Below are 21,172 nucleotides of genomic sequence, written 5' to 3' on the forward strand. Positions count from 1 at the left end.
GCCTGGCCGTGCGGGTTAAAAAAAACGGAGCAGCGCTCTCACGCACCGCTCCGTAAAACCACGATAAAAAAGTTACAGCAAACTACGACATTACAGCTTGAACGACAGGCCCAGGTTGAAGCGGCGACCGAACTCGGTCACTTCCTGCTGCACCGGGATGTTCGCGCTGGTGTAGACGGCCTTCTGGTTGGTCAGGTTGTCGATACCGAAGCGCAGCTGGATGTTAGGCGTCAGTTGCTTGGCCAGGTTCAAGGTCAGATAGGTCTCGGCTTCGTTTTCGATCAACTGACCCGCATTCCAGGTCGGATTGCGCACGAAGGCGCTCTTGTAGTTGGCCGACAGACGCGCTTCGTAACCGGCTTTTTCGTACCACAGGGTCACGCCGCCGTTGTGCTTCATCAGGCCTTCGATCGGGAACGGATTGACCGATGGCGTGGCTTCGCGGATGTTACTGGTCGTGTAAGCGTAGTTGCTGGCGACGCCCAGGCCGTCGAATGGCGCCGGCAGGCCGGTGAACGCTTGCTGATACACCAGCTCGATGCCGCGAATATCGCCGCCGTCGCCGTTGATCGAACGCGTCACGGTCGCAGGACGGCCGTTGATGATGGTCGTGTCGCTGGTCAGGGCGATGTAGCGCTGGACCTTCTTGTAGAACGCGCCGGCCGACAGCAGCGAACCTTTCGAGAAGTACCACTGGTAAGCCAGATCGACCTGGTTTGCCATCATCGGCTTCAGCTCGGGGTTACCTGCGCTGCCGGTGGTCGGCTGGGTCGAATCGGCAACCACGTTCAGGTTGCGCGAGGCGCGCATTTCATCCATCGGCGCGCGCGACATGGCGCGGGCCAGGCTGAAACGGATCTGGTGTTCCTGCTTCTCGTCCAGGTTGAAGATGGTGTTCAGGCTAGGCAGGATCTCGGTGTACGAGGTGCCGCCTTCGACGTCGGTAGGCGCCGCGCCGTTGACCGACTGCATGCCGTAGCCGGTCTGCTTGGTGTGCACCACGCGCACGCCGACGTTGCCGCGATAGGTCTTGCCGAAGGCTTCGCCATCGAGGTCGCCCTGGATAAAGGCCGAGGTGCTGCGCTCCTTGACCTTCCAGCCCGACAGCAGATCGTTCTGGGTCTGCGGACGGCCGTCCGGATTGAAGGCGTTGGGACCGAAGGCCGCGGCGGTGCTGGCGCCGAAGTCCTTCAGCACGACATACGACGGGAAGCCGGCGACGGTGACGGTCTCGTAGGCCGAAGCGGGAATCGCCGAGGTCTGCGACAGCTGCCACGTGGTCTGGCGATAGCTCTTCTCGCGATCGGTGGCGCGCACGCCGACCTTGATGCGGTTGATGATGCTGTTTTCGATCGAACGTGCGGCGGTGACCGACGCCGCGTTCAGCAGATCCTTGATATGGCCGTCGGTGTCGACGTACAAGGTCGGCGCGTCGAAGTTGGCCGGGTTGCCGGTGTCGATGCCGCCGAAGTTGTAGCTCTGGCGCTCATCGCCGGTGAACGACCAGTTGATCGACACGGGAATGCTGCCCAGCGAATTCTGACGCAGGTCGCGCCACTGGCTGCTGCGCAGCGCGTGGGAGGTCGACAGGTCGGTTTCGACTTTCCAGTCGCCGAGGTTGACCTTGGCGTTCAAGCCGCTGGCCGACACGCTGCTGTCCTGGATCCAGTGGGCGTCGTTGTTGATCACGCGCGACCAGTTCAAGGTGCCGCCGGCAACGTAGCCGTTGCGGATATCGAGGTTGCTGAAGTTACCCGAATTGCCGCCGTCCCAGTTGCCCATGTCGCCGGTCCAGTGCTGCATCTGGGCTTCGTCGATGGCGGTCTTGGCGTAGTAGGTGTCGGCGGTGATCAGGACGTCGTTGTTCGGTTTCCATTCGACCTTGCCCAGCACGCTGCTGCGCTTGTTGCTGCCACGGCGCACGTCGTCCTGGAAGCCCCATGGGGTTTTGTCGATTTTGCCGTCGCCGTTGATGTCGGCCGAATTGTTCTCGTTGAAGCCCCAGTGGCGCACGTTCTTCTGCACCGACGGCTGGTCCTGGTAGCTGAAGGCGATGGCCGCGCCCAGGGTCTTGTTCAGGAATTGGTCGACGTAGATGCCGCCGATGCGTGGCGCGACCTTGTCGGCGCCGGCGATGTCCTTGGCCAGCGCGTAGTACAGCGCATCGGTTTTGAACGACAGCTGGCGGCCTGCGTACTTCAGCGGCGAGACGGTTTGCAGATCGATGGTGGTGGCGATGCCGCCTTCGGCGATTTCGGCGTTCTGCGTTTTGTAGACGGTGGCGCCGGTCACGGACTCCGACGGGAACTGCTCGAAACGCACGGCGCGGTTAGGCTCCGACGATGCCAGTTCGCGACCGTTCAACGTGGCGCCGATGAAGCGTGGGCCCATGCCGCGCGCGACGATCTGCGATGCGTTGCCGCGGTCGAGGCCGGACGACAGGCCTGGCAGGCGCGCCAGCGATTCGGCGATGGTGGTGTCCGGCAGCTTGCCGATGTCTTCCGACGATACGACTTCCACCATGCTGTTGCTGGCTTCCTTGGCCGCCAGCGCGTTGCGCACGGAGGCGCGGATGCCGGTCACGTTCACTTGCTGGATCTCGCCGGCGGCCGGTGCGGCCGGTGCTGCGGCTGCCGGTGCAGGGGTGGCAACGGCGTCTTGCGCCAACGCCTGCTGCGCCATCAACGGGGTCGTGAAAAGCGCGGCGATGAGCAAGCTCATTTTCTTGTGTTTCATGTGCATCTCCAGTGTTTGTATGAGTTCCGTCTCTGATACAGAGCGGACGGATAGACTGGATGCTAAGCGAAACACTAGTTCAGATGCCAATAGCTAATTGCATTCTGTCCATATCAAGTTCGTATATCAGACATACACAATGACGAAAAGAGCAATAGCTCAGCTATGACAACAGGAATAGAAAGAAGATTAAGCCGGAGGATGATAATGCGGGTACATGCTGGCGGCGGCGTCGCGCAAAGCCAACAACATTGCATCCGCGCCAGGCGAGAGTTGGTGCCGTTTGCGCGTCACGATGCCGAACGAATCCATGCTCACGCCCAGATCGAACGGCAGCACCGTCATCAATCCGGCTTGCAGATACGCTTGCACGGCGTCCGCCGGAAGCGCTACCACCATGTCGCTGCTCATCAAAAGACTGGCGACCACGGGCAGGTCTTGCGTCTCCACCGTCTCGCCGGGTTGCTCCAGGCCGTGCGATAAAAACAACGCGGTCAGGCGGTCGCGCAGGATGCTGCCGGCCGGCGGCAACACCCAGCACTGATGCATCAGCTCTTCCAGTTGCAGGTCGGTGCGGCTGGCGAGCGGATGGCCGCTGCGCGCGATCAGCAGATGCGGCTCGTCGGTCAGCGGTTCGAAATTGAGTTCGTCGGCGGCGGCCGTGTCGAGGATGCGGCCGACCACCAGATCGAGCTCGCCACTGCGCAGGCGCTCCACCAGCACTTTGCTGGTCGACATCTTGACCGCGACATGCACGCGCGCGTGGCGCGACTTGAGCAGGTTGATCGCCTTCGGCACCAGGCTGGTGGCCGGCGCCAGTACGGTGCCGATGCCCACGCGTCCGCGCAGGCCGGACAGCAGTTCCATCACCTCCTGGTGGGCCGCGTCCATCTCGGCCAGCGCCGCGCCGGCGCGCCGGATCAGTACTTTCCCGTACCAGGTCGGCGAGACGCCGCGCGAGAGCCGTTCGAACAGCTGAACGCCGAGCGCGTGTTCAAGCTCGCCCAGTAATTTGGACGCACCTGGTTGAGTCAGGTTGGCGGCTTGCGCCGCGTGGGCGATGGAGCCATGACGGCCCAGTTCTACCAGCAAGACCAGATGGCGGGTTTTCAGGTGGGAACGAACAAAGCGGTCTGAGCGGGAATCGGTCATAAGGGTGATTATTTTGAGCGCCCATCATATATGGCGGGCTGGTGCAGCGTCAATCACCGATGACGGGTACTGGCAGAACGGCGAAGCGGGCGGCGCCGCCGTCGTCGAACGGCACGTCCGGCACGCCCCTGGGCGGCCGGCGCGCCAGGTCCGCCGGCAAATCGGGCGCCAGATCGGGCGGCAGACCGTACAGGCCGCCGTTCGCGCCCAGCACCAGCAACTGGCGCAGGCCCTCGCCGCCGAAGGCCACACCGGCGGCCGCCTCGCGCGCCATGCCGATGCGGCGCAGCGCGTCGCCGTGCGGCGCATATTCGACCAGGGCGCCGCCCTGAACGCTCCACAAGCGGTCGCCGCTGTCGACCACGGCCGCGCCCGCGCCCGGCGCCAGCACCGGTGCAAACGTTTTCACGTTCGATACCTTGGCACGTTCGGAATCATACTCGCATTGCATGATGGCGCCTTGGGCCGTGTCGGCGAAGTACATCCGGCGGCCGTCGGTGCTGAAGGCGATGCCGCCGGCCTTGACCACGACCGGCAACGCCAGCCGGCGCAGGCCGTGCTGTTGCGAATACTGGTAAAAACTGCCGATGGCACGCTGGTCGCTTGCCGTGTTGGCGGTGCCGAAGACGAAATTGCCACCCCGGTCGGTGCAGCCGTCGCTGATGCTGGTGCGCGGCTCGGCCGCGTCGACGGTGAGCAGGACCTGGCTTTGCAGCGGACGGCTGGCCTGGCCCGGCAGTGGCAGATCGACCATGCCGAGGCGCTTGCCCTGCCCCAGCAGCACGCGGCCGGAGGTGCAGCACGCCATCACGCAGGCGTTTTCCTGCAGGCGCAGGCCGCTGGGCATCCCGGCCGGGGCCGGCCAGGCGTACAACTGGCCGCCTTGCGGATCGGGCCAGCGCCAGCAGCGGCCGGCGGGGTCCCAGCGCAGGGCGCTGCCGGCCTGGCCGACGCGCAGCAGCATGATGCCGGGGGTCGACGCGACATGCGTACTGGAATCAATCATGCTGGCCGTGCTCCGGAGGATAGAATTCCGCCAGTCTAAAGGGACAAGGTTTACAATTGATATGAATTTACCACTATCAGCTATGCTGATATCAGATAGCTGCCTGGCTTATTTCTGCTATTCGATAATGATATGGCTTGTGTTGAATTAATCATATTTCCTGTCTAGGCGGGACGCTTAGACTGAAGGCTGTTCCCTGAACTTATTCTCCTTCTCCTATGAAAATCACCAAACTGACGACCTACCGTGTTCCACCGCGCTGGATGCTGCTGAAAATCGAGACCGATGAAGGCGTGGTCGGCTGGGGCGAACCGGTCATCGAAGGCCGCGCGCGCACCGTGGAGACCGCCGTCCAGGAAATGGAACCGTATCTGATCGGCGCCGACCCGGCCCGCATCAACGACCTGTGGCAAACCATGTACCGCGCCGGCTTCTACCGTGGTGGCGCCATCCTGATGAGCGCGATCGCCGGCATCGACCAGGCGCTGTGGGACATCAAGGGCAAAGTGATGGGCAAGCCTGTGTACGAACTGCTGGGCGGCCTGGTGCGCGACCGCATGAAGATGTACAGCTGGGTGGGCGGCGATCGTCCGTCCGACATCATCGAACAGATCACCAAATTGAAAGCCGGCGGCTTCGACACCTTCAAGATGAATGGTACCGAAGAACTGGGCATGCTCGACACCTCGGCGGCCGTCGACAAGGCCGTGCAGCGCGTGGCGGAAATCCGCGAAGCGTTCGGCAACACCATCGAATTCGGCCTGGACTTCCACGGCCGCGTGGCCGCGCCGATGGCCAAAACTCTCTTGCGCGAACTGGAGCAGTTCCGTCCATTGTTCGTCGAAGAGCCGGTGCTGGCCGAGCAGGCCGAGTACTACGCCCGCCTGGCCGAAATGACGGCGATTCCGCTGGCGGCCGGCGAGCGCATGTACTCACGCTTCGAATTCAAGAACGTGTTCGCGGCCGGCGGCCTGGCTATCGTGCAGCCGGACCTGTCGCACGCCGGCGGCATCACCGAGTGCCTGAAGATCGCCTCGATGGCCGAAGCCTACGACATCACGCTGGCGCCGCACTGCCCTCTGGGTCCGGTCGCGCTGGCCTCGTGCCTGGCGGTCGACTTCGTGTCGTACAACGCCGTGCTGCAAGAGCAAAGCATGGGCATCCACTACAACAAGGGCGGCGAGCTGCTCGACTACGTGATCAACAAGGAAGACTTCACGATCACCGACGGCTACTGCAAGCCGCTGCCTAAACCAGGTTTGGGCGTGGAAGTGGACGAGGAACGCGTGATCGCCGCGAGCAAAAACGCACCCGACTGGCGCAACCCTGTATGGCGCCATGCGGATGGCAGCGTCGCCGAATGGTGATGCGGTAGTGAACGAGCCGGCGCTTCGACGCCGGCTTTTTTCTGCCTGAAGAAAAATAAACGCAAGACAAAACGAATGCGCAAACATATGCGGCATCGTAAAACGCTTTAAAACAAAATCAACGGAGACTTACCATGAAACGTAGCTTGCTCGCCGCAGCATCGCTGTGCCTGATCGCCGCGACCCAATTCACCAGCGTCGCCCACGCCGCCGATCCGGTCAAGATCGGCTTCCTCGTCAAACAGGCCGAGGAGCCGTGGTTCCAGGACGAATGGCGCTACGCCGAGCAGGCGGCCAAGGACAAAGGCTTCACCCTGGTCAAGATCGGCATCCCCAACGGCGAAAAAATGATCGCCGCGATCGACAACCTGGCCGCGCAAAAAGCCCAGGGCTTCGTCATCTGCGCGCCGGACGTCAAGCTGGGCAAGGCCATCGAACGTTCGGCCAAGCGCAACAACCTCAAAGTGATCGCGGTCGACGACCGCCTGGTCGACGGCACCGGCAAACCGATCGAATCGATTCCGTACATGGGCATCTCCGGCTACGCCATCGGCAAGCAGGTCGGCGAAGGCATCGCCGCCGAAGTCAAGAACCGCAAATGGAACGTCGCCGAAGTGGGCGTGATCCGCGTCGCCTACGACCAGCTGCCGACGGCCAAGGAACGCACCAGCGGCGCCATCGACGCACTCAAGGCCGCCGGCTTCCCGGTCGCGAATATCGTCGATGCGCCGCAGGCGAAGACCGACACCGAAAGCGCCTTCAACGCCGCCAATATCGCGCTGACCAAGAACGCGCGCTTCAAACACTGGGTCGCCGTGGGTCTGAACGATGAAGCGGTGCTGGGCGCCGTGCGCGCCGCCGAAGGACGCGGCATCAAGGCCGACTCCATGGTGGGCGTCGGCATCGGCGGCGCCAAGGCCGCCGAGAATGAGCTGAACAAACCCGCGCCGACCGGCTTCTACGGCTCGGTGATGATCAGCGCCAAACAGCACGGCTACGAAACCTCGGTCAACATGTACAACTGGATCACCGGGAAAGGCACCCCGCCGGCCGAAGTGCTGACCAAGGGGATGCTGATGACGCGCGCCAACCAGGCCGACGTCCGCAAGCAAATGGGCATGTAAGCCATGGCGGCTTACCTCCAATTCGACGAGGTCTGCAAATTCTTCCCCGGCGTGAAAGCCCTGAACGGCGTGAGCTTCGAAGCGCACGCCGGCCAGGTGCATGGCCTGCTGGGCGAGAACGGTGCGGGCAAGTCGACCCTGCTCAAGATACTGGGTGGCCAATATAAGCCCGACGGCGGCCGCCTGATGGTCAACGGCGCCGAGTGCCGCTTCACCAGCGCCAAGGACGCCATCGGCGCCGGCATCGCCGTGATCCACCAGGAGCTGCAATACGTGCCCGAACTGACGGTGGCGGAGAACGTGCTGCTGGGCCGCATGCCCACCCGCTTTGGGCTGCTGGACAAGTCCAAGGCCTACCGCATGGTGTCGGAGAAGCTGGCCGCCATCGGCGTCGACCTGGCGCCGGACGCCAAGTTGGCCGACCTGTCGATCGCGCAGCGCCAGATGGTCGAGATCTGCAAGGCCATCATGCAAGATGCGCAAGTCATCGCCTTCGACGAACCGACCAGCAGCCTGTCGCACCGCGAGACCGAAATCCTGTTCCGCCTCGTGCGCGAACTGCGCGCCGACGGCCGCACCCTGATCTACATCTCGCACCGGCTGGAGGAACTGTACGCGCTGTGCGACGCCTGCACCATCTTCCGCGACGGCCGCAAGATCGTCACGCACCACGTCATGGCCGAAGTGCCGCGCGACCGCCTGATCAGCGACATGGTCGGCCGTGAACTGAGCGACATCTACGACTACCGTCCGCGCGCGCTCGGCGAGGAACGGCTGAAGATACAGGGCCTGAACGGCCGCCATATGAAAGGCCCGCAAAGCTTTTCCGTGCGCGGCGGCGAGGTGCTGGGCTTTTTCGGCCTGGTGGGCGCTGGCCGCAGCGAGTTGATGCGATTGCTGTACAACGCGGATCCACGCAGCGCCGGCCAGGTGCTGCTTGACGGCGCGACCGTGCCGACCGGCGCGCCGACCGACGCCATCGCCGCCGGCATCGTGCTCTGTCCCGAGGACCGCAAGGAGCAAGGTATCCTGGCCACGGCCTCGGTGGCGGAGAACATCAACATCAGCGTGCGCCGCATCGACCTGCGCGCCGGCCTGTTCTTGCGGCATAAGAAGGAGGCGGCGCTGGCCGACGAATTCATTGCGCGGCTGCGCATCAAGACGCCCAACCGCCAGCAGGAGATCCGCCTGCTTTCCGGTGGCAACCAGCAGAAGGTGATCTTGGCGCGCTGGCTGGCCGAACCCGGGCTGAAGGTGCTGATCCTCGACGAGCCGACACGCGGCATCGACGTCGGCGCCAAGAACGACATCTACCGCATCATCCACGAGGTGGCCGAACGCGGTTGCTGCGTGATCGTCGTCTCGAGCGAACTGCCGGAGGTGCTGGGCATCTCGGACCGCGTGATCGTCATGCGCGAAGGCGCCATCTGCGGCGAACTGTCACGCGCCGACGCCAGCGAAACCGAGGTGCTGCGCCTGGCGCTGCCCGATGCCACCGCTGGCGTACCTACCCCCGCCCCTATTGAAACGCCTGCCCTTCATACCCGGAGCATCGCATGAACGTCTCATCCATCAATCCCGCCGCCAAACCGGCGGCTCCCCTGGTCTCGCGTCAATGGCTGATCGAATACAGCATGCCGCTGGCGTATGTCGTGCTGTTCGCAGTGCTGGCCGTCACCGTCGAGAACTTCTTCTCGGTGACCAACGTCGTCGGCCTGATGTTGTCGGTGGCGCAGATCGGCATGGTCGCCTGCACCATGATGCTGTGCCTCGCCTCGCGCGACTTCGATTTGTCGGTCGGCTCGACCATCGCCTTCGCCGGCGTGCTGGGCGCGATCGTGCTGGAACATAGTGGCAGCGTGGCGCTGGCCGTCGGCGCGGGCCTCGCGGCCGGCGCCCTGATCGGCGCGCTCAATGGGGTCTTGATCGCCTACCTGCGCGTGAACGCCTTGATCGCCACCCTGGCGACGATGCTGATGGTGCGCGGGCTGGCCTTCATCGTCTCGCAGGGCCAGGCGGTCGGCATCAACAACGACGCGTTCATCGACTTCGGCGACACCCGCATCTTCGGCATGCCGCTGCCGGTGCTGATCTGCGCCTGCTGCTTCGTGGTGTTCGGCATTCTGCTGAACCAGACGGTCTTCGGCCGCAACACGCTGGCCATCGGCGGCAACCCGGAAGCGGCGCGGCTGGCCGGCGTGCGCGTCGAGCGGCTGCGCGTGTGGATCTTCCTGCTGCAAGGCCTGGTGACCGCGATGGCGGGCCTGATCCTGGCCTCGCGCATCACCAGCGGCCAGCCGAACGCCGCGCAGGGTTTCGAGCTGGATGTGATCTCGGCGTGCGTGCTGGGTGGCGTCTCGCTCCAGGGCGGCAAGGCGCGCATCTTCGGCGTGCTGATCGGCGTGCTGATCATGGGCACGGTCGAAAACGTCATGAACCTGATGGATGTCGACGCGTTCTATCAGTATCTGATGCGCGGCGTGATCCTGCTGGTCGCGGTGCTGCTGGACCAATTGAAAACGCGCGGCGACCGGCATTGAGCCACGTGGGGCGGATCAGGCGGAACGCCGTAATCCGCCATCGTCGAGCCGCCGACAACGCATCCAGCAGGAGCAAAATATGGCCAACCGCTTATCGAACAAAGTCGCCATCGTCACAGGATCGACACAAGGTATCGGCGCAGCCATCGCCCGCCGTTTTGTCGCCGAAGGCGCGATGGTCACCCTCAACAGCCACCGCGACGACGACGACGCCCGCGCCATCGCCGAAGAACTCGGCCCTGACCGCGCCATCTTCATCGAAGCCGACGTCTCCGACCGCGCCGCGATGGAAGCACTGGTCGCGCGCACCGTGCAGCGCTTCGGCAAAATCGACATCCTGATCAACAACGCCGGCATGAACGTCTTCGACGATCCGCTGGCCCTGAGCGACGACGACTGGAAGCGCTGCTTCGCCGTCGACCTGGAGGGCGCCTGGAACGCCGCGCGCGCCGTGCTGCCGGCGATGCTGGCGCAAGGCGGCGGCAGCATCGTCAACATCGCCTCGGTCCACGGCCACAAGATCATCCCCGGCTGCTTCCCCTACCCGGTCGCCAAGCACGCGCTGATCGGCCTCACGCGCGCGCTCGGCCTGGAATACGCCGCGCGCGGCATCCGCGTCAACTCGATCTCGCCGGGGCTGATCGTCACGGACATGATCGAACGCCACTTCGCCAGCTTCCCGGACCCGGAAGCCGAACGCACCCGCCAGGCCGCGCTGCTGCCCTGCAGGCGCCTGGGCACACCCGAGGAAGTCGCCGCCACGGCGCTGTTCCTCGCCAGTGACGAAGCGCCCTTCATCAACGCCACCGACATCCTGATCGACGGCGGCCGCTCGCAGCTGTACCACGAATAAATGCGCGACGCCGCCGTCATCACGTGGCTGGCGGCCCGATGTCGCCTGGGTGGCGGCAAACTGTCGTAGTGTTTCAGGCATAATTGGCCCATTCTCCAGTTTCATTCCTGACAACTGGAGCCACAATGGACGACGATATGAAAGTAAGCGCGAAAACCATCAAACGCATGCGCACCGAACGCGCATGGTCGCAAGAGCAACTGGCGCAGATCGCCGACGTCAGCCTGCGCACGATCCAGCGGGTCGAGGCCGACGGCAGCGCCTCGCGCGAAACCAGGATGGCCCTCGCCGCCGCCTTCGAGATCGATATCCGCGATCTGGCCGAACCGCAGGCCGCCCTGTCCGAACCGCCATCGCCGGCGACTTCGACTCTCCCCGCAACGCACAAGCAGTATCGCTTGGTTGGCATGATCGCCCTGCTGGCGGCAATACTATCGGCGGGGGCCTCGTACTTTTCGTTGGAACAGATGCCTTGGGCCCTAACTACCCTGGCGCCCATGACCGCCATCGCCGGCGGCTTGTATGCTGGCTTCGGCTGGTACTTCTCGGGACGAACGCAGCTATCCACGCGGGCTCGCAGGACGGTGCAATTCGGCTTCATCACCTGCGCGCTGGTGCTGCTGTTTTCCAGCTTCAGCGCCTCGCCAAGGGCTACGACGAGCGCTTACCTGCAAATGATGTTGTTCGCGTGCGCCATCCGCCATGCCTTCGACTGGTATTTTTCGCGCGTCCGTCAGGCGCGCCGCCGGCTTTCAGAACGACTGCGGCTGACCTCCAAGCGCTTTGCCGACGGCGGCCCGCTCGATCCCTGACAGGCGGCAGGCGGTTCAAGACGCCCGGCAAGCGCCGCCGAACCAGTGTGCGGCAGCTTGCCGGATGTCGCCGTCGGTCGCGTCGTCGCCCGACTTCCAGGCGACGACGCCGTCCGGGCGTATCAGCAACGCGCTGAAGCCGAGCCGCTCTTTCGCGCTGCGGAAAACATACTTGATGCCAGCCTCGTTCGCCCAAGCTTCCAGCGCGGCGCTGGCGTCGAAATCCAGCAGCATTCCCCGGCCGTCGTGCATCAGATCGCCCAGCGTCGTGCCGTCCTCAAACGCGAAGTTCGGCGCGCTGTTGGTGGAAATCCCCCATACTCTTCCGGCGACATAGGTGGCCCCGTCGCGCGTTTTCATCAGATCGCTCAAAATCGCATGCAGCGCTCGCGCCTCCGGGTTGGGCCGCATGATGGCGACCTGCGCGCGCGACCAGTCCAGCACCTTTTCTCCAACCGGATGCCGCTCGGCGTGATAGCTGTCCAGCAGACGATCCGGCGCCTGGCCGTGTATCGTCGCAGCCAGCTTCCAGCCAAGGTTCATGGCGTCGCCCAGTCCAAGGTTCAACCCCTGCCCGCCCAGCGGCGAGTGAATGTGCGCGGCATCGCCGGCTAGCAGAAGGCGTCCCTGCCGATAGCTGGTGGCCTGCCGCGCACGGTCGGTCCACGTCGTGCCGACATGCAGCTTGCTGATCGTCACGTCGGTGTCCGAGATGCGGCGCAAGACATGCTGCACGCGTTCGGGCGTGACCGGTTCGCCGTTTTGATGGAACGCTCCGCCATCAAAATCCTGCATGGCCAGATAACCCGGCTGGGACTGGAAGTACATGCCTTCCGGAGTGACGTTGCGGCCCGCCTTGAGCTTGCTGGGATCGGCGATATCGACCTTCACCGTGTAGCCGGTAAATTCCGGCTCGGTGCCGGCGAATTCAAAACCGCCGGCCTTGCGCACCACGCTGCGACTACCATCGCAGCCCACCAGCCACAGTCCATGGAACGCCTGCTCGCCGGCGCTCACCGTTACGCCATGATCTGTCTGATCGACGCCGGTGACCGCATGTCCGCGCCTGATTTCCACACCGAGCATTTCGGCACGCCGCGTCAGCACCGATTCGGTCTCCGCCATTTCGGACAGCAGGCTGGTCGGCGGCGAGCTTGGCAAGCGGTTCGGCCACTGCGACATGTCGATGTTGTGTTGGAAAAATGGAATGCCGGCGAAGTGTCCGGCCTGGACCGCAGCGACATGGCCAAACGCATTCTTGACGCGCTTGGGCACCTCAAGCTGCTCGAGCAAGCCACGGCGGTGCAGCGCTTCAACGCTGGGCGCCGACAGGCCGCGTATGCCGAAAGGCATCTGCTTCAACGGCGAATTCGGACTCTCCGCCTTCTCCAACATGAGGACGGAACATTTGGCCAAGGCCAGTTCAGACGCGAGGAACAGGCCTACCGGACCCGCGCCTGAAATAATGACATCGTAAGTTTTCATGACCGGCAGTGTAGATTTCGCGGCGCCGGCCCGGCTTGTATAAACGCGACAAAAACTGGCGATTCCTACCGCTTGCGCTTGCGCGCGAAAGCCGATGGCGTCACGCCGCAGTAACGCTTGAATTCGCGGCTCAGGTGGGACTGGTCAGTGTAGCCTAGCGCCTGCGCCAGCGCGGCGAGGCTGACGTCCGGCTCGGTCCACAGACGGTTGCGCGCTTGCTCGAAACGCATCAGGCCGGATACATCCTTCACCGTATGGCCGGACGAATGCTTGAACTTGCGTTCGAGCGTGCGCACCGTCGCGTGGGCGGCGGCGGCGACCTCGCTGACCGGCATCGCTCCGTTGGCTTCCAGCATGGCGGCGCCCGCCTTGAACAGCGTCGCGTCGACGGGCTTGGGCGGCCGGGCGGCCAGAAAGTAGACGGCCAGCGCAGCCACCGCATGGTCGACGCGACCGGCCGTCATGAAGACATCCAGCGTGGACTGAAGCTGGGCGACAGGATGCTCGAAGACGCGCAAGCCGTCCTTGCCGGGCGGCAGGCCGAGCAAGTCGAACACCGTCCATGGATAGCATCTGACGCCGATGACTTGCAACCGGCTTTGCGTGCTGAACACCACCGGCTGATTGAGCAACCCCATCAGGAAGGGCGAAGGCAAGGCACGCACGAGGCCGTTACAAGAAACGCCACAATCACCGCCGAAGGTGAAAATAATCTCCGCGTAGCCGTCGGGGACGACCTCGAAGCTGGGCCCGTCGAATTCCCGCACGTTGTGCCAAAAGCACTTGATGGCGTCGCGCAGCGCTTCCGGCGGTTCAAATTCCTGATGCATGGCCTTCATTGTAGTCATATTTGCAGCTTTTCTTAGCTTTTTGATGATTCGCAAGCTTCCACGCCTTGAAAAGCGACATGGTCGTCCCTATAATTGGCACTCGTTCCGAGAGAGTGCTAACAGCGCCCTCGACAACTTTCCGTTGTGGCAATCTAGTTATTTAGGCAAGTTTGGCACAACAACAAACTGTACCAATGCTAATTAAGGAGTTTTGTATGAACCTTCGCCCTTTGAACGATCGCGTAATCGTCAAACGCCTCGACCAGGAAACCAAAACTGCGTCCGGCCTGATCATCCCTGATGCGGCCGCTGAAAAACCGGATCAAGGCGAAGTGCTCGCCGTCGGCAATGGCAAGATTCTCGAAGATGGCAAAGTCCGTCCGCTGGATGTCAAAGTAGGCGACCGCGTTCTGTTCGGCAAGTACGCCGGCCAGACCGTCAAAGTTGACGGTCAAGAACTGATGGTCATGCGCGAAGAAGACATCATGGCAATCGTCGTCAAGTAAATTCACTTGGCACGCGGTTCCACTCATCACCTAATTCTGGAGAAACAACATGGCAGCTAAAGAAGTAATCTTCGGCGACGCAGCGCGCGCCAAAATGGTCGAAGGCGTCAACATCCTGGCCAACGCCGTTAAAGTCACCCTGGGCCCTAAAGGCCGCAACGTCGTGCTGGAACGTTCGTTCGGCGCCCCTACCGTCACCAAGGACGGCGTGTCGGTCGCTAAAGAAATCGAACTGAAAGACAAGCTGCAGAACATGGGCGCGCAAATGGTCAAGGAAGTTGCTTCCCGCACCAGCGACAACGCCGGCGACGGCACCACCACCGCCACCGTGCTGGCCCAGGCCATCGTCCGTGAAGGCATGAAGTTCGTTGCCGCCGGCATGAACCCAATGGACCTGAAGCGCGGCATCGACAAGGCCGTCGCCGCCACCGTCGAGCAGATCGCCGCGATCGCCCGTCCATGCACCACCACCAAGGAAATCGCCCAAGTCGGTTCGATCTCGGCCAACTCGGACGCGTCGATCGGCGAGCGCATCGCTGAAGCGATGGAAAAAGTCGGCAAGGAAGGCGTCATCACCGTCGAAGACGGCAAGTCGCTGAACGACGAGCTCGACATCGTTGAAGGTATGCAGTTCGACCGCGGCTACCTGTCGCCATACTTCATCAACAACCCAGAGAAGCAAGTCGCGATCCTGGACAATCCATTCGTCCTGCTGTGCGACAAGAAAATCTCGAACATCCGCGATCTGCTGCCGGTACTGGAACAAGTCGCCAAAGCCGGCCGTCCACTGCTGATCATCGCCGAAGACATCGAAGGCGAAGCACTGGCGACCCTGGTTGTGAACAACATCCGCGGCATCCTGAAAACCTGCGCCGTCAAGGCCCCGGGCTTCGGCGACCGTCGCAAGGCCATGCTGGAAGACATCGCGATCCTGACCGGCGGTCAAGTGGTTGCTGAAGAAGTCGGCCTGACCCTGGAAAAAATCACGCTGGACGAGCTGGGTCAAGCCAAGCGTATCGAAGTCGGCAAGGAAAACACCATCGTTATCGACGGTGCTGGCCAGGCTGAAGGCATCGAAGGCCGCGTCAAGCAAATCCGCGTGCAGATCGAAGAAGCGACTTCGGACTACGACCGTGAAAAACTGCAAGAGCGCGTGGCCAAGCTGGCCGGCGGCGTTGCCGTGATCAAAGTCGGTGCCGCCACCGAAGTTGAAATGAAAGAAAAGAAAGCCCGCGTTGAAGATGCATTGCACGCTACCCGCGCCGCAGTGGAAGAAGGCATCGTGCCAGGCGGCGGCGTAGCCCTGCTGCGCGCCCGCGCTTCGATCACCATCAAAGGCGACAACCCGGACCAGGACGCAGGTATCAAGATCGTTCTGCGCGCCATGGAAGAGCCACTGCGCATGATCGTGCAAAACGCCGGCGAAGAAGCTTCGGTCGTCGTTGCCGCGGTTCTGGCCGGCACGGGTAACTACGGTTACAACGCCGCCAACGGCACCTATGGCGACATGGTTGAAATGGGCGTGCTGGATCCAGCCAAGGTCACCCGTTCGGCACTGCAAAACGCAGCGTCGATCGCCGGCCTGATGCTGACCACCGATTGCATGGTTGCCGAAGTCACCGAAGACAAGGCAGCCGGCGGCGGCATGGGCGGTATGGGTGGCATGGGCGGCATGGGTGGTATGGACGGCATGATGTAATTGCCGGCCGGCTCGGCCCAGGCCGAGCCGCCTCGCTGCATGGAAAAGCCAGCTTCTTCGGAAGCTGGCTTTTTTTATGCGCGCGCAGGGTGCTACACTCGCCGCTGATTCCTTTTCCTCGATACCTATGAAGCCATTTGCCCTGCTGCTCGCCGCCCTGCCCGTCCTCGCCTCGGCGCAGACGCCGCCCCCCGTTATCGATCCGGACAGTCTGCCGGTCATCACAGCCGCGCCCGGCGTCACCTTGCGCGAATTGAGCGGCAGGACAGCGCCCGCCGGCGCCCGCAGCGACAAGGTCAGCGTCGCGCTGTTTCATCTGGAGCCGGGCAAGGCCAGCCCGTGGAGCCACAACAAGGAAGGCGAGGAATCGTTCTTCGTGCTCAGCGGAACGGGCGAGATCTGGACCGACGGCCACGTGCAAACGATCGGGCCGGGCTCGTACATCGTCATCCAGCCGAGCACCGTGCGCTCGATCCGGGCCAGCAAGGGCGTGCCGCTGGACTTCTACGCGATCACGTCGCCAGCCTGGAGCAAGGACGACGATGTGCTGACCACCGCGCCGCCCGGGGCACCGAAGTAACTGCGGCCGACCGCTACGGCCGCCAGACCTGTGATAGAGTTAGCAATTCCTCAACAAAATCCCAAACGCATGCAGACGATACGCGCCCGGATGACCTATTTGCGCAACGGCGAAGGATTCGCCGCGCTGGCCTTGCCCATCGTCTTTTCGATGGTATGGGAAACGTCGGACGATCCCGTCGCATGGGGACTGCGGGGCGCTGCCATGGCGATGGTGGTCTACATCCTGTTACAGGGGATGCTGTACTGGCAGCTGAAGTTGCAGTCGACCGTCACGCGTCAGGCCTTGCCTGCGTATTTCCAGCCGCTGTACCACTTCTTTAAATATTCGAACGTCGTGGCGATCGCCGGCGTGGCGGTGTTTATCGCGTTGGCGGATGGCGCGTCTGCGGACCTTTGGTGGTCGTGCGGCTTGCTGACATTCGCGGTGCTGGAGCACATCAACTATTACCACTATCAGCTGATGTACGACACGCGCGGCGCTTTCGACTACGTACGCCGCAACGGCCGCCTGCGCAAGGCTGCGTTGGGGTTGGACATGAGACGAAACAAGCCCGTGTGAGCGCCGAAGTTACTGTTCGCTGTGTAGCCGTCGAAGCAACTCGTCACCGCGCTCCCGACTCAAGCCTTCCACACGGCTTGTGATTCATGATGCCGGCCTCCGTCGCAGCGGGAACGCAGGCCTCGATGATATGCCAGCGCCGCGCCGCCCTTTTGCCAGGTACGCTCAGCGTTTGATCGCCATCATGAAGGAGCCTGAGACTCAGGCGTCGCGGAACTCCGCTTCGATCTCGTCGCGGCGCGGTTCGCCGGCAATGTGCAGGATCAGCGTCTCGGACAGTTCCAGCGCGGGATGCGAGGCGCGGTGTTTGGCGAACCAGAAGACCTCGCTCAAATCCTCGTCCTCATGCGCGGTGGCCAGCAATTGCTGGTCTTCCGGCACGTCCTCGTAGTCGGTCGCCTCCAGGCTGGCGTCGTCGATCGATTCGCGCCATGCCTCGCATTGATCGCCCCACGCGAGCGCATATCTACAGCCGGACTCAACAAGCCAGCGGCTGACGTCCCAGCGCGTCATCTCGGGCACTTCCGCCTCGACCATGACGATGGCTTTGAAGGCGGCCAAGCCTTCCAGCACCGGCAAGTCATTTTCCGGAGCGAGGTGTAAATATCTGATCGATGGTTTCTGCATGATAGCGCCGCTGTAATGTTCAAGCGACGCATTCTCACCCGATTTCGCCGATACCGCAAATGCATCGGCGCGCGTGCCGGTAGTGGCGGCGGGAAGACGTCGACTCCTGACAGAAACTGTCGGAGGCGCTCGCTAGAATGAGCTTCCTTTTTTCAACCGGAGTTCAACATGAAACCAGCAACCGTCAGCGCCGTTATCCACTTGAATTTCCGCGGCCAGGCGCGCGAGGCGCTCGACTTCTATCAATCCGTGTTCGGCGGACAGGTCAATGCCATGACGTATAAAGACTTCAATCAGGTGACCAACGCAGCCGAAGCGGACCAGCTGATGTGGGGCCAGGTGGCGGCCGAGACCGGCTTCCGCGTGATGGCCTACGACGTGCCGTCGCACGCGCCATGGAACCAGGGCGAGAACGCCTTCCTGGTCGCCGTGGAGGCAACAACCCAGGACGAGATCCGCGCCTATTGGGACAAGTTGTCCGCCGGCGCCACCATCACGGCCGAGCTGCAGTCGGCGCAATGGACGCCGCTGTTCGGCATGCTGAAGGACCGCTTCGGCGTCAACTGGACATTGAGTGTCGCGGCCCGGTAAGCCGCGACGTCATGTGCGGAACGATACGGCTTAGAACGGGTCCAGCGCGATGGTGAACTTGCCGCTGGCGTCGATCGCGCCCATGGTGTAGCCCTGCCAGCCAGGGTAACCCTGCGGCTCCCAGTAGAACACGCCCAGGCCGTTCGAACCGAGCGCCTTGGTCTTGCTCAGCAGATCGGCGATCATCGCCTTGGAGGTCGCCGCCTGGGTCCAGTCCATGCCGACTTCGGTCACCATCACCGGTTTGGCGTAACGCGACACCATATCCCACATATTGGTGGAGATCTTGTTGTTGTAGCTGGTCCAGTCCGAAGCCGGCGGATAGTGCGACATGCCGATCACGTCCCACTTGGCGCCGGCGCCCTTGACGCCGTCGAAGAACCAGCGGAACACGGCGTTGTCGTGGCCGTTGGCCAGGTGCAGAATCACCTTGGCGTTCGGATAGACGGCCTTGGTGGCGTTGTAGCCGCTGTTGATCAGGCCGGCCAGATTGCCGAAGCTGGTGGTCTTACCTTCCGGCCACAGCATGCCGCTGTTGATCTCGTTGCCGACCTGAACCCATTCGACGTTGATGCCGTTGGTCTTCAGATAGTTCAGGATGCCCTGGGTGTGGCTGTAGACGTCGTTGTTCAGCTGGGCCAGCGTATGGTTGGCCCAGGCGGCAGGCTTGGTCTGCTTGCCCGGATCGGCCCAGCTGTCGCTGTAGTGGAAGTCGATCATGATGCGCTGGCCTTGCGCGGCGGCGCGCTTGGCTTTGTAGAGCACGTCGGCGCCGTCGTTCCAGCCGCCGCTCGGATTGACCCACACGCGCAGGCGGATCGAATTGATTTGGAGATTCTTCAACAGCACGAAGGGGTCGGTCTTGACGCCGCTGCTGTTATAGAACGAATAGCCGCTCGACTCCTGCTGGCTGACCCAGCCGACATCGGCGCCATTGGCGAACGTTTGTGCGGAACCGACGGACGCAGCAAGGCCCATCGCCACGCCGCAGATGGCGGCGAGCAAATTCTTGAATGTCATTGTGTCTCCAGTGTCTTATTGATTTTTATAGTTGTACTACGCTGTGCTGCCTGCCACCTGTGCGCACCTCCCCCTGCCGCGTCGCGCGGCACATTTTACATTCGGGATACCGCGCCGGCACGGGCCGGCGCTGCTATTGCTGAGCCGCTGATTAACCGAAGCGCGCGGCGGGAACGCCGGCCACTTCCACGCGCACCGAGAACAACGAACCCGTCAGCGGGAACTTCGCCAGCTCCTCGGGCGTGTTGTCCTCGCTGGCGGTGGTGATGAACAAGGTTTTCAGGTCCGGGCCGCCGAAGGTGCACGAGGCGGGATTGCGCACCGGCACGCTGATGGTTTCCAGCAGTTCGCCTTGCGGCGAGTAGCGGCAGACGCGCGAACCGCCCCACTGCGCGACCCAGACGCAGCCTTCGCTGTCGACCGTCATGCCGTCCGGCGCGCCTTCTTTGTCGAACTCGAACTGGCGCCACACGCGCGGGTCGCCCAGGGTACCGTCGGCCGCCAGCGGATAGGCGTAGGTGCGGCCCTCGAAGCTGTCGGTGTGGTACATCGTGGCGCCGTCGTTGCTGAATGCCGGGCCGTTGCAGATGTGATATTCGTTGTCGGCCACGGTCAAGGTCAAGTCCTTGTCGAGGCGGAACAACATGCCGATCGCCTGGGCGTAATCGGTGTTGTGCATCGAACCGGCCCAGATGCGGCCGGCGCCGTCGACCTTGGCGTCGTTCATGCGCAGGCCGCTGCCTTCGGGGAACGGACGCGCCAGGTATTCGATGCGCAGCTCCGGCTCGAGCCAGACGCGGGCGATGCCGTCGCGCAAGCCGGCCATGAAGCCGTCGCCGTCCTTGCGGGCGATCAGCCAGCAGATGTAATCCGGCATGGTCCAGCTATGGCGCTCGCCGCTGGCGGTGCCCAGCGCGTGCAGTTGTTGATTTTTCAGGTCGACGAAATACAGGCGGTTTTGCTCCGCCACCCACAACGGGCCCTCGCCCAGTTGCGCGCCCACTTCCCACAGACATTGCACGTCATGCTTGCTCATTCGTTTTATCCCAGGATGAAAGGAATCAGGCGGCCAAGCCGCGCCAGGTGTTGACGAACGCGGCCGCGCGCTCGCCGAGCTGCTCGATGGTCACGCCGGGCGTGTAGAGCGCGCCGCCGATGCCGAAGCCGGTGGCGCCAGCCTTGACCCAGCCCGGCATCGTCTCTGGCGTGACGCCGCCCACCGGCCACATCGGGGTGCCGGCCGGCACCACGCTGAGCATGGCCTTCAGGCCGCCGTGGCCGATCATCTCGGCCGGGAACAGTTTGAGCGCGTGGGCGCCGGCGTCGAGCGCGGCGAACGCCTCGGTCGGCGTGGCCACGCCGGGGGCGCAGTACATGCCCAGGTCGGCGGCGCGGCGGATCGCGGCCGGATTGCAATTCGGCGACACCAGCAGGCGGCCGCCCGCTTCGTAGACGGCTTCGACGTGCTCGACGCTGAGCATGGTGCCGCCGCCGACCATGGTACCGGGCAGATTCAGCGCGACCATCGCGGCGATGCACTCGAGCGCGCCCGGACGGTTCAGCGGCACTTCCAGCGCACGGAAGCCGGCGTCATACAGCGTTTGGGCGACGGCGACAGCCTCGCTCGGTTGCAGGCCGCGCAAAATGGCGACCAGCGGCGTGGTTGGATGGGAAATAGTCATG

The 21,172-nt window shown here is 63.2% G+C and carries 20 protein-coding genes; 11 read left to right on the forward strand and 9 right to left on the reverse strand.

Annotation, left to right across the window (positions count from 1 at the left end; genetic code table 11):
• Positions 1-90 precede the first annotated feature (90 nt).
• The 3 genes from AC0IYS_RS25025 to AC0IYS_RS25035 form a co-directional block, all read right to left on the reverse strand.
• Positions 91-2,736 carry a TonB-dependent receptor gene (locus tag AC0IYS_RS25025; protein ID WP_471707701.1) on the reverse strand — a complete coding sequence of 882 codons (2,646 nt, stop codon included), beginning with the start codon at positions 2,734-2,736 and terminating at the stop codon, positions 91-93.
• Positions 2,737-2,925: 189 nt separating this feature from the next.
• Entirely contained in the window at positions 2,926-3,888 is a 963-nt protein-coding gene (locus AC0IYS_RS25030) for a LysR substrate-binding domain-containing protein (RefSeq protein ID WP_471707702.1), read from the reverse strand.
• A 49-nt stretch (positions 3,889-3,937) separates the two neighbouring features.
• A complete protein-coding gene (locus AC0IYS_RS25035) occupies positions 3,938-4,894 on the reverse strand; it encodes an SMP-30/gluconolactonase/LRE family protein (protein WP_471707703.1) in 957 nt (318 codons plus the stop codon).
• A 218-nt stretch (positions 4,895-5,112) separates the two neighbouring features.
• Between AC0IYS_RS25035 and dgoD the strand changes: the two genes are divergently transcribed.
• The 6 genes from dgoD to AC0IYS_RS25065 all read left to right on the forward strand — a co-directional run bounded on the left by dgoD (position 5,113) and on the right by AC0IYS_RS25065 (position 11,590).
• Positions 5,113-6,261: a galactonate dehydratase gene (gene dgoD / locus AC0IYS_RS25040; RefSeq protein ID WP_471707704.1), complete on the forward strand. Its 1,149-nt coding sequence runs from the start codon at positions 5,113-5,115 to the stop codon at positions 6,259-6,261.
• Between the two features lie 134 nt (positions 6,262-6,395).
• Positions 6,396-7,385: an arabinose ABC transporter substrate-binding protein gene (locus AC0IYS_RS25045; RefSeq protein ID WP_471707705.1), complete on the forward strand. Its 990-nt coding sequence runs from the start codon at positions 6,396-6,398 to the stop codon at positions 7,383-7,385.
• Between the two features lie 3 nt (positions 7,386-7,388).
• Positions 7,389-8,945, forward strand: a complete 1,557-nt coding sequence (gene araG / locus AC0IYS_RS25050; RefSeq protein ID WP_471707706.1) for an L-arabinose ABC transporter ATP-binding protein AraG — start codon at positions 7,389-7,391, stop codon at positions 8,943-8,945.
• Positions 8,942-9,925 (forward strand): L-arabinose ABC transporter permease AraH, encoded by a 984-nt coding sequence (araH, locus tag AC0IYS_RS25055; RefSeq protein WP_471707707.1) that lies wholly within the window; start codon positions 8,942-8,944, stop codon positions 9,923-9,925. The genes araG and araH overlap by 4 nt, the downstream gene beginning before the upstream one ends.
• A gap of 79 nt (positions 9,926-10,004) precedes the next feature.
• Positions 10,005-10,778 carry an SDR family oxidoreductase gene (locus AC0IYS_RS25060; RefSeq protein ID WP_471707708.1) on the forward strand — a complete coding sequence of 258 codons (774 nt, stop codon included), beginning with the start codon at positions 10,005-10,007 and terminating at the stop codon, positions 10,776-10,778.
• 125 nt (positions 10,779-10,903) lie between these two features.
• Positions 10,904-11,590, forward strand: a complete 687-nt coding sequence (locus tag AC0IYS_RS25065) for a helix-turn-helix domain-containing protein (RefSeq protein WP_471707709.1) — start codon at positions 10,904-10,906, stop codon at positions 11,588-11,590.
• A 15-nt stretch (positions 11,591-11,605) separates the two neighbouring features.
• Here the strand turns inward: AC0IYS_RS25065 and AC0IYS_RS25070 are convergent, their stop codons facing one another.
• Complete coding sequence (locus AC0IYS_RS25070; protein WP_471707710.1) at positions 11,606-13,075, reverse strand: FAD-dependent monooxygenase; 1,470 nt, start codon at positions 13,073-13,075, stop codon at positions 11,606-11,608.
• Between the two features lie 65 nt (positions 13,076-13,140).
• Positions 13,141-13,923, reverse strand: coding sequence for a helix-turn-helix domain-containing protein (locus AC0IYS_RS25075; protein ID WP_471707711.1), 783 nt, complete (start codon positions 13,921-13,923; stop codon positions 13,141-13,143).
• Positions 13,924-14,120: 197 nt separating this feature from the next.
• Between AC0IYS_RS25075 and groES the strand changes: the two genes are divergently transcribed.
• From groES to AC0IYS_RS25095, 4 genes are all read left to right on the forward strand, one after another.
• A complete protein-coding gene (groES, locus tag AC0IYS_RS25080; RefSeq protein WP_008451606.1) occupies positions 14,121-14,411 on the forward strand; it encodes a co-chaperone GroES in 291 nt (96 codons plus the stop codon).
• 49 nt (positions 14,412-14,460) lie between these two features.
• Positions 14,461-16,110: a chaperonin GroEL gene (gene groL, locus AC0IYS_RS25085; RefSeq protein ID WP_471707712.1), complete on the forward strand. Its 1,650-nt coding sequence runs from the start codon at positions 14,461-14,463 to the stop codon at positions 16,108-16,110.
• A gap of 127 nt (positions 16,111-16,237) precedes the next feature.
• Positions 16,238-16,690 (forward strand): cupin domain-containing protein, encoded by a 453-nt coding sequence (locus AC0IYS_RS25090; RefSeq protein WP_471707713.1) that lies wholly within the window; start codon positions 16,238-16,240, stop codon positions 16,688-16,690.
• A gap of 69 nt (positions 16,691-16,759) precedes the next feature.
• Positions 16,760-17,251, forward strand: a complete 492-nt coding sequence (locus AC0IYS_RS25095; protein WP_471707714.1) for a hypothetical protein — start codon at positions 16,760-16,762, stop codon at positions 17,249-17,251.
• 201 nt (positions 17,252-17,452) lie between these two features.
• Here the strand turns inward: AC0IYS_RS25095 and AC0IYS_RS25100 are convergent, their stop codons facing one another.
• A complete protein-coding gene (locus AC0IYS_RS25100; protein WP_471707715.1) occupies positions 17,453-17,878 on the reverse strand; it encodes a DUF7684 family protein in 426 nt (141 codons plus the stop codon).
• Between the two features lie 168 nt (positions 17,879-18,046).
• On the opposite strand from AC0IYS_RS25100, the gene AC0IYS_RS25105 reads away from it, so the two are divergent.
• Positions 18,047-18,469, forward strand: a complete 423-nt coding sequence (locus AC0IYS_RS25105; protein WP_471707716.1) for a VOC family protein — start codon at positions 18,047-18,049, stop codon at positions 18,467-18,469.
• Between the two features lie 30 nt (positions 18,470-18,499).
• Here the strand turns inward: AC0IYS_RS25105 and AC0IYS_RS25110 are convergent, their stop codons facing one another.
• The 3 genes from AC0IYS_RS25110 to AC0IYS_RS25120 all read right to left on the reverse strand — a co-directional run bounded on the left by AC0IYS_RS25110 (position 18,500) and on the right by AC0IYS_RS25120 (position 21,171).
• Entirely contained in the window at positions 18,500-19,489 is a 990-nt protein-coding gene (locus tag AC0IYS_RS25110; RefSeq protein ID WP_471707717.1) for a glycoside hydrolase family 53 protein, read from the reverse strand.
• A gap of 151 nt (positions 19,490-19,640) precedes the next feature.
• Entirely contained in the window at positions 19,641-20,525 is an 885-nt protein-coding gene (locus AC0IYS_RS25115) for an SMP-30/gluconolactonase/LRE family protein (RefSeq protein WP_471707718.1), read from the reverse strand.
• Between the two features lie 25 nt (positions 20,526-20,550).
• On the reverse strand, positions 20,551-21,171 hold the full coding sequence (locus AC0IYS_RS25120) for a 2-dehydro-3-deoxy-6-phosphogalactonate aldolase (RefSeq protein ID WP_471707719.1): 621 nt from the start codon (positions 21,169-21,171) through the stop codon (positions 20,551-20,553).
• Position 21,172 lies beyond the last annotated feature (1 nt).

The sequence above is a fragment of the Duganella sp. AC237 genome, assembly GCF_979254035.1.

What these genes read in the sequence shown, in the direction of transcription:
- AC0IYS_RS25025 (WP_471707701.1), bottom strand. Translation starts at nt 2,736, where the DNA reads ATGAAACACAAGAAAATGAGCTTGCTCATCGCCGCGCTTTTCACGACC.
- AC0IYS_RS25030 (WP_471707702.1), bottom strand. Translation starts at nt 3,888, where the DNA reads ATGACCGATTCCCGCTCAGACCGCTTTGTTCGTTCCCACCTGAAAACC.
- AC0IYS_RS25035 (WP_471707703.1), bottom strand. Translation starts at nt 4,894, where the DNA reads ATGATTGATTCCAGTACGCATGTCGCGTCGACCCCCGGCATCATGCTG.
- dgoD (WP_471707704.1), top strand. Translation starts at nt 5,113, where the DNA reads ATGAAAATCACCAAACTGACGACCTACCGTGTTCCACCGCGCTGGATG.
- AC0IYS_RS25045 (WP_471707705.1), top strand. Translation starts at nt 6,396, where the DNA reads ATGAAACGTAGCTTGCTCGCCGCAGCATCGCTGTGCCTGATCGCCGCG.
- araG (WP_471707706.1), top strand. Translation starts at nt 7,389, where the DNA reads ATGGCGGCTTACCTCCAATTCGACGAGGTCTGCAAATTCTTCCCCGGC.
- araH (WP_471707707.1), top strand. Translation starts at nt 8,942, where the DNA reads ATGAACGTCTCATCCATCAATCCCGCCGCCAAACCGGCGGCTCCCCTG.
- AC0IYS_RS25060 (WP_471707708.1), top strand. Translation starts at nt 10,005, where the DNA reads ATGGCCAACCGCTTATCGAACAAAGTCGCCATCGTCACAGGATCGACA.
- AC0IYS_RS25065 (WP_471707709.1), top strand. Translation starts at nt 10,904, where the DNA reads ATGGACGACGATATGAAAGTAAGCGCGAAAACCATCAAACGCATGCGC.
- AC0IYS_RS25070 (WP_471707710.1), bottom strand. Translation starts at nt 13,075, where the DNA reads ATGAAAACTTACGATGTCATTATTTCAGGCGCGGGTCCGGTAGGCCTG.
- AC0IYS_RS25075 (WP_471707711.1), bottom strand. Translation starts at nt 13,923, where the DNA reads ATGACTACAATGAAGGCCATGCATCAGGAATTTGAACCGCCGGAAGCG.
- groES (WP_008451606.1), top strand. Translation starts at nt 14,121, where the DNA reads ATGAACCTTCGCCCTTTGAACGATCGCGTAATCGTCAAACGCCTCGAC.
- groL (WP_471707712.1), top strand. Translation starts at nt 14,461, where the DNA reads ATGGCAGCTAAAGAAGTAATCTTCGGCGACGCAGCGCGCGCCAAAATG.
- AC0IYS_RS25090 (WP_471707713.1), top strand. Translation starts at nt 16,238, where the DNA reads ATGAAGCCATTTGCCCTGCTGCTCGCCGCCCTGCCCGTCCTCGCCTCG.
- AC0IYS_RS25095 (WP_471707714.1), top strand. Translation starts at nt 16,760, where the DNA reads ATGCAGACGATACGCGCCCGGATGACCTATTTGCGCAACGGCGAAGGA.
- AC0IYS_RS25100 (WP_471707715.1), bottom strand. Translation starts at nt 17,878, where the DNA reads ATGCAGAAACCATCGATCAGATATTTACACCTCGCTCCGGAAAATGAC.
- AC0IYS_RS25105 (WP_471707716.1), top strand. Translation starts at nt 18,047, where the DNA reads ATGAAACCAGCAACCGTCAGCGCCGTTATCCACTTGAATTTCCGCGGC.
- AC0IYS_RS25110 (WP_471707717.1), bottom strand. Translation starts at nt 19,489, where the DNA reads ATGACATTCAAGAATTTGCTCGCCGCCATCTGCGGCGTGGCGATGGGC.
- AC0IYS_RS25115 (WP_471707718.1), bottom strand. Translation starts at nt 20,525, where the DNA reads ATGAGCAAGCATGACGTGCAATGTCTGTGGGAAGTGGGCGCGCAACTG.
- AC0IYS_RS25120 (WP_471707719.1), bottom strand. Translation starts at nt 21,171, where the DNA reads ATGACTATTTCCCATCCAACCACGCCGCTGGTCGCCATTTTGCGCGGC.